The following is a 13971-nucleotide window of genomic DNA, read 5'->3' on the forward strand; positions in this document are numbered from 1 at the left end:
GAGCACTCCCTACAATTGTTTAACATACCTCCCTGCGACAGCATTATCTGCATCAGGTTCAATGGGTATAATCTCAGCCTGTTTTTAATCTCGTAAATCGAGCAAAGGCACCCCCTATTACATGCAAAGTTAGTGATCCATAAATGAAATCCACTAAATCAGATCATTTATGACCATGATCGATTTCTGAAGCCTCGACTCATGTGAACCATCTACGATTTGAAAGTTTACACCGGCATTCATCAATTCTTTGTGATAAATATCGAATAGACGCGCTCTGTCTTTTGGGCTTTCTCTCAATGGATCATCTTCAAAAGGAATATCTGGGGAAGTCAATAAGTACAAGTCGGCTTGATTCATGGAAAGTAACTGAAGCAAGAAGGGATCAGCATTTCCGTATTTAAATTCGCTCCAAACTTTAATAACAAAGAGATCGGTATCAAGAATAATAAGATCATTTGCCTGCTTCCTAAAAGCTTTTTCGTCTTCCAACTGGCCTTTCGCAATGGTTAATAAATCATCTTGATTATAAGGCCTATCCAGTTTACCGAGAAATTCTCTAGCATATTCAGGAACACATCTGGTTCCGAAATAATCTGCTAAAGCACTGGCCAAAGTGGATTTACCTGTGCTTTCCGGTCCAATAACAGCGATTGAATTCATACTTGATTAAGTGTCATTGTTTTTTTCCAAGCGCGGTATCCTGCTACTGCCATGCCGATATAAATGAAGTATAGCAGTGAATAAAAATATAATTCTTTGTAAAAGTAGATTCCTGTAGCCAGTACATTCACTACAAACCAATAGTACCAATTATCTATTTTCTTTCTGGCGGTAAGCCACATACCGGTAACACTCAAAATGGATGTAGTACTGTCCCAATATGGCAGTGCTGGTGGTTCTACGCCTTCGAACATGTTCGGAATTTCAATCAACAGTTTGCCAAATACAAAAACACCAGCAACAGTAAGCAGCACCATGGTTAGCATTTCCTTCGAGTTAGAATGTGTAATCTTTAGTTCAGGCTTGGCTTTATCCTTCGGCCTTGTCCAATAAATCCATCCATAAATATTGAGTACAAGGAAAAATATATGTAAAAGAAAGTCTCCATATAATCTGGCTTGCCAAAAAACTACAAAGGAGATTATAACATAAAGAATGCCAAATGGCCATGTATAAATGCTCTCTTTTATGAGAAAATAAACGGCCAACAACCCGAAAAGAAATCCAGTGATTCCCCATAGGTCCATGCTGAGCGCCGTAGATACGATTTGATCCCAAATCTCGTTGAACTGCATGGCGCCAAAGATATGATTAATTGATATATTCACTCTGAATAATTTGATATGGAAATGTATAAAGCACTGATCATTCTAGTTATACTAATGATCGTTTTCCCATTAGCGACTTCTGCCCAAGAGACTAAATACAATTTGGAAACAGAAAGTATTTCAAGCAGGGTTGATAAAATTCTAAACGGCCCAATCACCAAAGAAGGGCTTCAAAAAATGCCCTATAAAGTATGGTTCACTACAAACTATAAGACCTACCTCGTAGATACAAACACCTTAAAAAATATCAAAAGACGTAAGCTGAAAGACTTAAAAATTCTAGCTTTTATGGGTACTTGGTGCCACGATAGTAACCGTGAAATACCTAGACTAATCAGGGTTTGCGAAGAACTTGGAATTGCCGATCAACTTGAGCTTTATGCTTTAGATGTAAACAAGAAAAGTCAGGCCGGAAGAGAAGAAGGGTATAATGTGAAAAAGACACCTACCATCATATTCATGATTGATGGAAAAGAAGTTGCACGAATTTTAGAAGAGCCCGATGCCTCTTTTGAACAAGACCTTGAAAAAATATTAAAGTGATATGCTGACCAATCAAAAGCATTTATTCAACCTACCAGACGACATTACCTATTTAAATTGTAGTTATATGTCTCCGATGTTAAAGTCGGTAGCCGAAATTGGCGTCCACGCTATTTATGCTAAAGACGACCCTAGCACCAATAAACCCGAGGATTTTTTCAATAATACGAAAGGATTGAGAACTGAATTTGCTCGCTTAATTGACGCGCCGTCAGAGCGATCTTGTGCCATAACACCTTCAGTATCCTATGCTTTGGCCAATGTGGCTAAAAACCTGAGAGCAGGGAAAGGAGATAATATTGTAATTGCCGACGAGCAGTTTCCCAGCAACTTTTATGCTTGGGACACTTTATCGAAAGAAAAAGGCATTGAGTTAAAAGTAGTTTCAGCACCAGACTTAAAAGAAGGCAGAGGAAAAAGATGGAATGAGTTGATTTTAGAGGCTATTGATGGTAATACAAAAATGGTGGCCACTGGTCATGTGCATTGGGCCGATGGCACAAAATTCGACTTAAAAGCGATTAGACAAAGAGCCGACGAGGTTGGTTCTATTTTAGTCATCGATGGAACTCAGTCAATTGGTGCGCTGCCCTTTAGCGTGCAGGAATTTAGACCCGATGCCGTTGTGGCAGCAGGCTACAAATGGATGATGGGGCCTTACGCTACAGGTGTATCTTACTTTGGTGAATATTTTAAAGATGGTGCTCCGATAGAGAATAACTGGATGAACAGGCTAAATAGCGAAGATTTTGGAAACTTAATCAACTATCAAGAAGCATATCAGCCAGGGTCAATCCGATATGAAGTTGGCGAAAGTGCAAATTTCATCTTAACACCTATGCTTACCCATGCCATAGCACAAGTAAACGAATGGGGACAAGAAAACATTCAAGCTTATTGTGCTGAAATCACAAAACCGTACATCAATGAATTATTAAATCTTGGTGTAAGTATAGAAGACAATGCATTTAGAGGCGAGCATCTTTTCGGGCTTAGGCTACCTAAGCACATGGATATGGAAAACATAAAACACCGATTTGCTGAACAGCGAATATTCGTTTCTGTAAGAGGAAATTCCATTCGTATTTCGCCTAATGTTTACAACGATGCATCCGATCTGGAAAAACTAGTGGATACTTTTAAGGTTTTAGACCAATCACATGCTTAACCATACTATTGTTGCATTTTTTGCGCGAGTATTACTTGGTCTCATCTTTCTGATGCAAGGTATTGGTAAGGTCTTTACTTGGGGTTTAGACGGTGTCTATGGCAGCTTTCAACCCTATGAAGAAACTTTTCTTCCTAAGTTTTCGATTGTTTTTGCTGCTTATTATACTTCTTATGCTGAGTTAATTGGTGGCGCTTTGCTTGTCCTTGGGCTTTTTAAAAACTATGCGCTCTATGCCTTAGCGCTAGTACTACTCATTGTTTCTTTCGGCCATGGCCTAAGTAGCCCCATTTGGGACTTAAATAATGTAATGTGGCGTGCAGTACTACTTATTTTCCTTTTAGTAATCCCTAAGGAGTGGGACAAATGGCAAATAGAGCATCTTTTAAAGAAGAAAAAGGACATCTAAGAATCTTGAACAGAAAACCCTTTCCACGCAAACCAGTCTTCCCTATTTCAAAAAAATTATTTAGGTAGCAACGTTTTTAAGATTCGAATCATCTACGTACTTTTGTCCCGCAAATAATAAAACAATTATTTGCCATGCCCATAGATCAATCCAAATTCCTTTTTGAAGCACTTACCTATGACGATGTGCTTCTTCTCCCCGCTTATTCTGAAGTTTTACCAAGAGATACCAATACCAAAACGTGGTTGACTAAAAATATTCAGTTGAATATTCCTTTAGTATCAGCCGCCATGGACACGGTTACTGAGCACAAATTAGCCATCGCCATGGCGCTTGAAGGTGGACTTGGTTTCATCCATAAAAACATGTCGGTAGAGCAACAAGCTTTACAGGTTAGGAAGGTTAAGCGTTCACAAAGTGGAATGATCTTGGACCCAGTAACGCTTCATGTAGATAGTACCGCTATGGAAGCAGAGCGTATGATGCGCGAGAATAAAATTGGTGGTATTCCAGTGGTAGACGGCGAAGGTATTCTCATTGGAATTGTCACGAATCGCGACATGCGCTTCATCAAAAACATGAAAAAGCCAGTGCGCGAAATCATGACGCAAGAAAACCTCGTTACGGGCAAAATGGGGATCAGTCTAGATGATGCGGAAGATGTTCTTCAAGAATATAAAATTGAAAAACTACCGATCACAGATGACAAAGGCAAATTAACGGGGCTGATCACTTATAAAGATATTTTAAAGAATAGGGATAGACCAAATGCTTGTAAAGATCAGTTTGGTCGGTTAAGAGTTGGGGCGGCAGTTGGTGTAACCCCAGATATAGAAGAAAGAATAGCCGCCTTAATTAAGGCAGGTGTTGATGTGGTAAGTATTGATACTGCTCATGGGCACTCTAAAGGTGTAATAGACACCGCCAAAAAAATCAAATCAGCCTACCCTGAACTAGACGTTATCGTGGGCAATGTTGCCACGGCTGAAGCGGCTAAAGCCTTAGTAGAAGCTGGTGCAGACGCCATTAAAGTTGGTGTAGGTCCGGGTAGTATTTGTACAACTAGAATTATTGCCGGCGTAGGAATGCCTCAGTTATCAGCTGTTTTTGAATGCGCTAAAGCTATAAAAGGCTCTGGTGTTCCGATTATAGCAGATGGTGGTATCAGATACTCAGGAGATGTTGTTAAAGCAGTGGCTGCAGGTGCAAACACAATCATGATTGGCTCCTTACTCGCCGGTTCTGAAGAGGCACCGGGTGAAGTTATCCTTTATGAAGGCAGAAAATTTAAATCATACCGCGGTATGGGTTCTGTAGAAGCTATGGAAGATGGATCCAAGGATCGTTATTTCCAAGATGCTGAGGATGACATTAAGAAATTAGTACCAGAAGGTATTGTTGGCCGTGTACCATTCAAAGGATTAGTGCAAGAAGTACTTTATCAACTAGTTGGTGGACTTCAAGCAGGTATGGGATACTGCGGTGCCCCAACTATTGAAAAAATGCAAGAAGCTAAGTTTGTTAAGATTACTGGAGCTGGCGCAAAAGAAAGCCACCCGCACGATATTTTTATCACAAGAGAAGCGCCTAACTACAGTAGATAATTTTTTAAGTAGTGGTTGTCTTAAAAGTACATTGAAGCAATTTTTTTCTGCTTTGAAGACAACCAATACCCTTTAGATGAAGAGAATAATTGAGTCAAAAACTGGCCTTAGCAATGAAGTACTAATCATTTTGATTGGTAGCATTCATGGCAACGAGAAAGAAGGAATAAGGGCAATAGAAAGAACCTTTCAAAGACTCAATAATGGCAATTTCGAAATCAATGGAAAAATCATTGGTATCGCTGGAAACCTCAAAGCCATTGAAGCGCATAAACGATTCCTTGACCATGACTTGAACAGATGCTGGACCGACGAGCACATTCAGCAATGCCTTTCAAACCCCAATGATTTAGTTAACGAAGACAAAGAATTAGTAGAATTATATCACCTTATTAACGAGGTGCTCTCAGAAGATTACAAGCAGAAATTCGTAATCGATTTACATACCACATCTGCTGATAATGGCAATTTTTTAGTCTACCCTGGAAAGGTAGATGAAACTACGATTGCTGAAAAGTTGGGGCTTCCAATGATTACCAATCTGGACGACTACCTTCAAGGAACTACCTTATTGAAGTACTATTCTTCTGAAGAAGTTGTTTCGTTTGCTTTCGAAGGGGGGCAAATTGGTTCTCCTAAAGCTATCGACATACATACAGAAGGAATTTGGCAGTTACTTCAGCTTTCAGGTATAATAGCCCAGACAGAAGCGCCTAAACTTCTTATCGATCCTAAGGAAAATTTACCATCCCTTTTGCGTGTAATTCATAGGCATGGGGTAAAAGTTGGCGATGCATTTAAAATGAAGGGTGGCTTTAAAAGTTTTCAACCTATCGCAAAAGGAGAACTCATTGCCGAAGATAATAACGGCGAAATCACTGCACCAAAAGAGGGCCGAATTTTCATGCCACTTTACCAGGCAGCGGGCGACGATGGTTTCTTCATCGTTGAAGAGATTTAAGGAATAATTTACGTCAAAAAAAGAAGCCCCTCCGAAATCGGAGGGGCTTCTTTTTGTATTGCGCCAAGGATTAACCTTGCTGCGCAGTAGCTTCTGCCTTAGCAGATGCTCTAGCTCTAGCCGATTCTTTCTCCTTATCAGCCGCAGCACCTAATGTTTTCTTAGTCATGTCAACAACAATTGGCGTTGCTACAAAAACTGAAGAATAAGTACCTACAAGAATACCGATGAGTAAAGCGAACGAGAAGCCTCTTAATACTTCACCACCAAAAATGAACAATACCAATACTACGATCAATGTAGTCATAGAGGTAATTAAAGTTCTGCTTATAGTTGAGTTAATAGATTCATTGAAAGTACCAATCAAATCTTTGGACCCTTTCAATTGTAGGTTCTCACGAATACGGTCAAATACAACCACGGTGTCATTTATGGAGTAACCGATAATCGTTAGCAGTGCCGCAATAAATACTTGATCAATTTCAAAGCTAATTCCGAACCATCCGATAATAGCGAAAGCAGAAAGTACAATAAATGCATCGTGCACTAGGGCTACAATAGCACCAAGTGAGAACTGCCATCTACGGAACCTAATTAAGATGTATAAGAAGATTGCGATAATCGCTAAACCGAAAGATTGGTAAGAAGACTTCTTAATGTCATCCGCAATTGTAGCACCAACTTTAGAAGAACCTACAATGGTAAATTCACCTGTTTCTGGTACTAGTTTTCCATCGATAAAGGTTTTTCCGGTTGCGCCGGCCAAACCAGCAACAAGTTCATTTCTTACTTCATCGTCTGCCTCTGTAGACTCTTCATCTACTTTGTAAGAAGTTGTAATTTTCAGAACGTTGCTGGAATTGTATTCTTTTACTTCAACACCAGATTCGCTGAAAGTACCCGTTGAAAGCGCTGCTTTCATATCTGAAGCCACCATTGGCTCGTCAAAGTTTACAACATAAGATCTACCTCCTTTAAAATCTACACCTAGTCTTAAGCTACTAGTTGATAGCGCCACAATACCAACACCAATTACGATAGTTGAGATCATGTAAGCCAATCTTCTTTTCCCTAGGAAATCAAAGTTTACGTTTCTTAACCAGCCTTTAGAGAATGGCGTTTCGAAAGAGATTTTACTGTCGTTTCCTTTCTTCGTCATGTATGTCACAATTACTCTTGTGATGAATACAGCTGAGAAGAATGAACAGATAATACCGATCATTAAAGTAACGGCAAATCCTTTAACCGGACCTTGACCTAAAGAGTAAAGAATTACACCTGTTAGGAAGGTTGTAACGTTCGCATCTATAATAGAGCTATAGGCCTTCTTATAACCTGAGCTTATAGCCTGAATCATAGGCACGCCATTTCTAAGCTCTTCTCTAATTCTTTCAAAAATCAGAACGTTGGCATCAATTGACATACCAATCGTCAATACAATACCGGCAATACCTGGTAGCGTAAGTGCTGCTCCAAGGTTTGCTAAAATTCCCATGATGAAGAATACATTGAACAATAAGGCAACATTTGCTATTATCCCGCCTTTAGCGTAGTAAGCAATCATAAACACCACAACTATAAGTAGCCCTACTAGAATAGAAGAGATCCCTTGTCTTTGTGCTTCAATACCTAGCGTTGGTCCAACTACGGCCTCTTCAACAATTCTTGTTGGTGCTGGAAGCGAACCTGCTTTTAGAATATTGGCCAAATCATCAGCTTCTTCTACTGAGAAATTTCCACTGATAATGGAGCTTCCCGAAGGAATCTCTTGATTTACCTGTGGTGCGCTATAAACGTAGTTATCCAAAACAATGGCAATTTGTCTGTTGATGTTAGAGCCGGTAAGGTTCTTCCATTTCTTAGACCCCAAGGCATTCATTTGCATGCTTACAGCAGGTCTAGCTGTTTGATCTAGACTTTGACGAGCGTCCGTTATTACTTCACCAGTTAAAGGCGCTTCACCCCTAGTAGACTTAATTGCATAAAGTTGAAGCATTTCAGCATCGTTCTCTTCTGCCTTAACACTCCACTTGAAGGATAGGTTATTAGGTATGAGTTTGGTGATTTTCTCATTTTTCAAGATTGTATTAATCTTACCTGTATCCGCCATATTGTAATAAAAACCGGCTAAGGTTTGACCGTCTGCGTTTCGGTAACTCTTTCTTAAAGAAATAAAACTAGATACGCCTGGTGTTTGAGTGGTTGTAGAATCATTAGCTAGACTATCGGCTTGTTGTGCCAATTGTGCCTCCAATGCGTTATCTGCTTCACCATCAGCTGGCTTTAGCTCAGAACTTAAATCAGTAGTAATTGTCGCTGCTGCAGTTTCAAGTTTTAATAATTCATCATTGATAATCCGAAGCGTTGGGGTAATCTCCTGTTCGTTATAAACTTCCCAGAACTCTAGTTTCGCTACACCTTGAAGCAATTTTCTAACTCGTTGTGGGTTGTCAACACCTGGAAGCTCAATTTGGATTCTTCCTGTTCCTTGAAGTCGCTGAATATTTGGTTGAGAAGTACCAAAACGGTCAACTCTTGTACGTAAAATCTGGAAAGCACGATCGATAGATTGATCAACTTCTTCGCTGATCAAACTCATAACGTCATCGTTAGAAGATTCAAATGTAATCTTCCCTTTGTTAGCCGCATTCGCAAAAATATTGCTTAATCTTCCACCTGGGCTTATTTCAGTATATGCTTGCTGAAATAAGGTAGTAAATGGCGCTTGGCTATTTTTCTGACGATCTAAAGCTACATCGATTGCGCTAAGGAAATCAGGGTCTTGGCTATTGCCAGAAAGCCCTTTGATGATCTCAACAGGAGATACTTCCAAAGTTACGTGCATACCTCCTTGAAGGTCAAGCCCAAGGTTTAATTCAATATCCTTGATTTGCTTATAGGTAAATTCTGCTCCTAAAATATTTAGGACAGGCTCCATCCAGATTGAATCAAGATATGCCTGCTTTTTTGTCTGGTCAATTACCCCACTTTCATCAGTTGAGTATTCGATTGCGTCTGCTTGGATACCTCTAGAATAGAAGGTAATAGATAAGTAATACAAGCAAAGCATTGTAATTATGACGGTCAAAAAGACAATCGTATTCTTATTTTTCATTAGTGATATATAGGTTATTCAAAAAGATTTAAAATATAATGGTGCTGAAAAGCACTTAGAAGTGGGTTCAATTGATGAACCTAAACCGACTAACTATGGGGCGTTAGGGGATTGTATTTTCCGAAATAATGTTCGGTAATGTGGAGAATCGTGTAATGCAATTTCTGGAAGAAAAATGCTTTTCTCTTCTTTCTCTCTGATTACTTCTCCAATGAAAATGGCTTGAAAAGGCTCAATCTGAAGGATGTTTGCCGGTAATAAAACCTGAGTAGTCAGTGAATAAACTACATTTTGCTCTGGCTTATCATTGGCTTCATCATCCGTAGATTCAATCTGTTCGCATATCTGTGTACAGTGATAATCCACAATTTCTTGTGACACCACAAAAACGGCTACTAAGATTCCCATTAGGAAAAAAAGCGAGCGTTTTATGTTAGATATTTGAACTGGGCTTTTCATTCAGCGGCACGAATTTACTAAAACGAATGAAGAAACATTAACCTTGATCGATTATTTTGCTCTGAATGAGGCCTCTAAGTACATCTAAAGCCTTATCAAAGTCTTTATTGTTAGGAACTACCAAATCCGCCTCCTCTTTGTATGGCGCTATATACTTTTGGTATGAAGGCATAATATGGTTCTCATATTTATAAAGTACATCATCTGCTTCATAGCCTCTTTCCTCTCTATCTCTCTTAAGTCTTCTTTGCAACTTGATATAATCCTTTGCGTCAATGAAGATTTTAAGGTCGATCAGCTCGGAGATTTTCTGATAATGAAATATAAAAATACCTTCTACTAGAATAACTGGTGCCGATTTTCTGACCAGTTTTTTTGGCTCTACATCTGGGTTATTGAAAGTATATTCGAGCTTTTCAACTGACCTTCCTTCGCTAAGCGCCTTTAAATCGCTAGCAAAATGCTCATAATCGATAGATTCTGGTCTGTCAAAATTGAGTTCACCATTCTTATCTACCAACTGATATTCTCTTGGCCGGTAGTAATCATCTTGTGAAATACAGGTAACATAGCGACCGTCGAACCCTTTAAGTAATTCTTTTAAGAAGCGGGTTTTTCCCGAACCACTACCGCCGGTAATGCCAATAATGAATGGTTTCTCCATTGTGCAAAAATAGAAAGCTTATAGATTAATTTAGTGCTTTTAGGAATTGAGCGAGCTTTTCAACAGATCTTTTTCTATGGCTCATTGTGTTCTTCACTTCTGCCGAAAGCTGAGCAAAGGTTTTGTTGTACCCTTCAGGAAGAAATATTGGATCATAGCCAAATCCATCTTCACCTGTCATTTCAGGAGCAATTTGACCTTCAATTATCCCTTCAAATTGATGATGCCCATTGGTGTCGATAAACGTTACCACGGCTCTGAATTGGGCGCTTCTATCAGTATGTTCAGCTAATTCTTCTAGTACTTTAGCCATGTTTTTAGATGCATTTCTGTCGCCAGCATAATATGCTGTATGTACGCCCGGTCTTCCGTTAAGGGAATGTACTTCTAAACCAGAATCATCGGAAAAAATAGGGATTTGAAAACGCTCAAATAAGTATTCTGCCTTTTCAAATGAGTTTTCTTCTAGCGTTTCATGTGTTTCTGGCAGTTCGCCTTCAAAACCAATATCCTTAAGTGAGAGAATTTGAAAACGATCGCCAAGTATCTGACGGACCTCCTCTAACTTATGCTCATTATTAGTAGCAAAACAGAGTTTCATGGCTGATTAGCAAGTTGTAGATTACTGCCTTATATCTGTGATACGAATATCGAAAAGCAACACAGAGTTTGGTGGAATAAGTAACCCTTGTCGATTACTACCATAACCAAGACGTGATGGTATTAAGAATTTAGCCACTGTACCGACCTTTAATTTTCTTAAACCTATGTCCCATCCTTGAATTACATTGCCTCTTCCGATAACAACAGCAAATGGATCTAAACCTTCTGAAGTATCGAACTGAGTTCCATCTAAAAGTGTACCTGTATAGTGCACAAAAACTGTAGATCCAAAGCCAGGATTGTCACCTGTTCCTTCTTGTTGGATGATATAGCGTAAACCACTTTCCTCATCAACTTGAGCAGTCATGTTATTCTCTGATAGATAATCATCGATTAGCGCTACGTCAATTTCAAGTTGTTCTGCTTCATCAAAAATATTGTCTGAATCACAAGAAACTGCTAGCAAGAGCATTAATGCGCTAAATATGTATGTTAATTTTTTCATCTACTTAATATCTACTAATTCAATATCAAACACTAAAACTGTATTGGGTGGTACTTCAGCACCTTTGCCTTGCACCCCATAACCAAATACCGATGGTACGATAAGCTTTCCTCTTCCACCTTTACTGAATTTTGGTACGCCTAGGTTCCAACCTTCAATAATACCCTGTGTACCTATTTCAAATTCGTAAGGTACATAAGTCCTTCTGTCGCTATACTGATTATTGGCTCTAGCTACATCCTCCCGGCTGGTATCCAACACAGTGCCATCAAGTCTCGTCAAGGTATAGTTTACAGAAACCTTATCACCCAATTTCGGAAACTGTCCATTCCCTTCTTGTAAAGTTACGTAATGAAGCCCTTCGTCCGTCCTAGTAGTTTCTAAATTATTGTTAACGATGTATTCTTGAATTAATTCTTCGTCTTTCTCAAGTTGTTCGCTTCTCATTCTGGCCAGAATGGTTGATTCATTATCAACTTCATCCACTCTCATGTTCCATGTCACGATTTGACTGGTATCCATTTTCGGTGACATCGGCATCTGAATCATCCGACCGTATTTACCCAAAGACATCTGAATTTGTACGCTATCGCCGGTCCCACACATTTTTAGGGCTTCGCTCAAATTTGGCGGAGCCCCTGTGATCGGGTTGATGAAAATACCGCCTTCTTTTGTTTCAAAAATGAGGGAGTCACCTAAGAAGTGACTCATTTGAACTTTCATGATATCGCCAACTCGAGGTTTATTTCCTTCTTGCTGATCGACATAGCGAAAACTAAGGCCAGATGCTAACTGTGTAAATTCAGGTTGTCCTTCACATCCTAAAATGATTACCAAAAACAACAAAAAGCTTAGTCCAACGCTTCCTTTCATACCTTTTTAAATTCTTCTTCTAGGCCTTCTTTGTATTCTTCGATAGCCGTTTTGAACATGGAAACCGCTTCAGCAAGCGATGTTTCTACTTTTCCTCCTGCCGCATTTCTATGGCCACCACCATTAAAAAATTTACCGGCCATTTCATTGGCTGGAAACTCTCCAATTGATCGCAAAGAAATTTTTACGCCATCGTCTGCTTCTTTAAACAATGCAGCTAGGGTAATACCCTCAATTGACAAAGCATAATTTACAAGGCCTTCGGTATCTCCTGTTTTAGAATTGTACTTTCTTAGTTCGTCTTGCGATAAAGCAAAAAAGGCGACTCTCTGATCCATTAATACTTCTAGGTTTTGGCTTAATGCATAACCTAAAAACCTCAAACGATCTATAGAATTTTTATCGTAAATATTTTTAGAAATTCTACTGTTATCAGCACCATGAGCGATAAGTTTTGACACCACCTCATGAACATTTTGGGTTGTATTTGGGTGTCTAAAACCTCCTGTATCTGTCAATATGCCAGCATATAGACATTCCGCGATATCTTTATCCATTAAATGCTCATCTCCTAAAGCCAAAATAAGCTCGTAGCAAAGTTCACATGTGGCAGCAGCCCCAGTGTTCCAAAGTCTAAAATCAGCAAAATCTTCAGGATCAAGGTGGTGGTCTACATTAACCTTAAACCCGCCGGCTGACCTTACCATTTCTCCTAGCTCATTAATTCTACTGAGTACTGAAAAATCTAAGGTTATAATAATATCCGCTTTTTCAATAAGCGTTTGGCATTGATCATGCGTTCCTTCAGAATAAATGAGTACATCGTCATTTCCTTTCATCCAATGAATAAAAGAAGGGTATTCTGAAGGGGTAATTACCTGTACTTGATGCCCTTTTTTAAGCAGGTAATTGGCCATTCCCAAAGATGAACCTAGCGCATCGGCATCAGGTTTATGATGGGTAGTAATTACAATTTTGCTTGGGCTATTAAGCTTGGCTTTTAGTAAGTCTATATCTTCCATGCAACAGTTGCGACCGAAGTCGATTGTCAAAGAATCGGCAAAGTTGTCAAGAAATCGGATACCAAACAATCAAAGGCTTATTGATTATCAGAATATTAAGTCCTAGAAAGATTCATATTGAAGCCACTTCATTTTTAAAATTATCCCCTATTTTTGCGCACGAATTTTAAAAAGGAACTATATATAACGTTATGGCAACTAACAGAACATTCACAATGATTAAGCCTGATGCAGTAGCAGATGGCAACATTGGAGGGATCTTGAAAATGATCGAAGAAGCGGGTTTTAAAATCATTGCAATGAAATATACTAGACTGACTAATGAGTTGGCTGGTAAATTCTACGAAGTGCATAAAGAAAGACCTTTTTACGGTGAGCTAGTAGAATATATGTCTTCTGGACCAATCGTAGCTGCAATTCTTGAAAAAGATAATGCTGTTGAAGACTTCAGAACGCTTATTGGTGCTACTAACCCTGCTGATGCTGCTGAAGGAACTATCAGAAAAATATACGCTAAGTCAATTGGAGAAAATGCCGTTCATGGTTCTGATTCTGATGACAATGCGGCGCTAGAAGGAAACTTTTATTTCTCAATGGCTGAGAGATTTTAAGTTTTTAACGAACTGAAGATTGAAAGCGGCTTAGGCCGCTTTTTTTATGTACTAACATGATTGAATGGCTTTAGAACTAATGGTTAAATCAAATGGTGCTAGG

General features: G+C 39.1%; 15 protein-coding genes and 1 riboswitch. Of the genes, 6 read left to right on the forward strand and 9 right to left on the reverse strand.

Annotation, left to right across the window (positions count from 1 at the left end; genetic code table 11):
• Nucleotides 1-12: 12 nt before the first annotated feature.
• Nucleotides 13-125, reverse strand: a riboswitch (TPP riboswitch).
• A gap of 28 nt (nt 126-153) precedes the next feature.
• A complete protein-coding gene (locus JXQ92_RS15740; protein ID WP_421987593.1) occupies nt 154-663 on the reverse strand; it encodes an AAA family ATPase in 510 nt (169 codons plus the stop codon).
• Nucleotides 660-1331: a nicotinamide riboside transporter PnuC gene (gene pnuC, locus JXQ92_RS15745; protein WP_421987594.1), complete on the reverse strand. Its 672-nt coding sequence runs from the start codon at nt 1329-1331 to the stop codon at nt 660-662. Before pnuC ends, JXQ92_RS15740 begins: the two co-directional genes overlap by 4 nt.
• A gap of 15 nt (nt 1332-1346) precedes the next feature.
• Between pnuC and JXQ92_RS15750 the strand changes: the two genes are divergently transcribed.
• From JXQ92_RS15750 to JXQ92_RS15770, 5 genes are all read left to right on the forward strand, one after another.
• On the forward strand, nt 1347-1874 hold the full coding sequence (locus tag JXQ92_RS15750; RefSeq protein WP_421987595.1) for a thioredoxin family protein: 528 nt from the start codon (nt 1347-1349) through the stop codon (nt 1872-1874).
• 1 nt (nt 1875) lies between these two features.
• Nucleotides 1876-3042 carry an aminotransferase class V-fold PLP-dependent enzyme gene (locus JXQ92_RS15755; protein WP_421987596.1) on the forward strand — a complete coding sequence of 389 codons (1167 nt, stop codon included), beginning with the start codon at nt 1876-1878 and terminating at the stop codon, nt 3040-3042.
• Nucleotides 3035-3451, forward strand: coding sequence for a DoxX family protein (locus JXQ92_RS15760; protein ID WP_421987597.1), 417 nt, complete (start codon nt 3035-3037; stop codon nt 3449-3451). Before JXQ92_RS15755 ends, JXQ92_RS15760 begins: the two co-directional genes overlap by 8 nt.
• Nucleotides 3452-3585: 134 nt before the next feature.
• Complete coding sequence (gene guaB, locus JXQ92_RS15765) at nt 3586-5055, forward strand: IMP dehydrogenase (RefSeq protein WP_421987598.1); 1470 nt, start codon at nt 3586-3588, stop codon at nt 5053-5055.
• A 76-nt stretch (nt 5056-5131) separates the two neighbouring features.
• Nucleotides 5132-6016, forward strand: coding sequence for a succinylglutamate desuccinylase/aspartoacylase family protein (locus tag JXQ92_RS15770; RefSeq protein ID WP_421987599.1), 885 nt, complete (start codon nt 5132-5134; stop codon nt 6014-6016).
• A gap of 70 nt (nt 6017-6086) precedes the next feature.
• Here the strand turns inward: JXQ92_RS15770 and secDF are convergent, their stop codons facing one another.
• The 7 genes from secDF to JXQ92_RS15805 all read right to left on the reverse strand — a co-directional run bounded on the left by secDF (nt 6087) and on the right by JXQ92_RS15805 (nt 13257).
• Entirely contained in the window at nt 6087-9131 is a 3045-nt protein-coding gene (gene secDF, locus JXQ92_RS15775) for a protein translocase subunit SecDF (protein WP_421987600.1), read from the reverse strand.
• A 93-nt stretch (nt 9132-9224) separates the two neighbouring features.
• On the reverse strand, nt 9225-9590 hold the full coding sequence (locus tag JXQ92_RS15780; protein WP_421987601.1) for a hypothetical protein: 366 nt from the start codon (nt 9588-9590) through the stop codon (nt 9225-9227).
• A gap of 37 nt (nt 9591-9627) precedes the next feature.
• Nucleotides 9628-10254, reverse strand: a complete 627-nt coding sequence (locus JXQ92_RS15785; RefSeq protein WP_421987602.1) for a uridine kinase family protein — start codon at nt 10252-10254, stop codon at nt 9628-9630.
• A gap of 25 nt (nt 10255-10279) precedes the next feature.
• On the reverse strand, nt 10280-10855 hold the full coding sequence (gene rdgB / locus JXQ92_RS15790) for an RdgB/HAM1 family non-canonical purine NTP pyrophosphatase (protein ID WP_421987603.1): 576 nt from the start codon (nt 10853-10855) through the stop codon (nt 10280-10282).
• A 21-nt stretch (nt 10856-10876) separates the two neighbouring features.
• Nucleotides 10877-11362 (reverse strand): FKBP-type peptidyl-prolyl cis-trans isomerase, encoded by a 486-nt coding sequence (locus JXQ92_RS15795; RefSeq protein WP_421987604.1) that lies wholly within the window; start codon nt 11360-11362, stop codon nt 10877-10879.
• Nucleotides 11363-12235, reverse strand: a complete 873-nt coding sequence (locus JXQ92_RS15800; protein ID WP_421987605.1) for an FKBP-type peptidyl-prolyl cis-trans isomerase — start codon at nt 12233-12235, stop codon at nt 11363-11365.
• Entirely contained in the window at nt 12232-13257 is a 1026-nt protein-coding gene (locus tag JXQ92_RS15805; RefSeq protein WP_421987606.1) for a DHH family phosphoesterase, read from the reverse strand. Before JXQ92_RS15805 ends, JXQ92_RS15800 begins: the two co-directional genes overlap by 4 nt.
• A gap of 191 nt (nt 13258-13448) precedes the next feature.
• Between JXQ92_RS15805 and JXQ92_RS15810 the strand changes: the two genes are divergently transcribed.
• Nucleotides 13449-13868, forward strand: a complete 420-nt coding sequence (locus tag JXQ92_RS15810) for a nucleoside-diphosphate kinase (protein ID WP_421987607.1) — start codon at nt 13449-13451, stop codon at nt 13866-13868.
• Nucleotides 13869-13971 lie beyond the last annotated feature (103 nt).

Source organism: Roseivirga sp., assembly GCF_049099775.1.
Taxonomy (GTDB): Bacteria; Bacteroidota; Bacteroidia; order Cytophagales; family Cyclobacteriaceae; genus Roseivirga.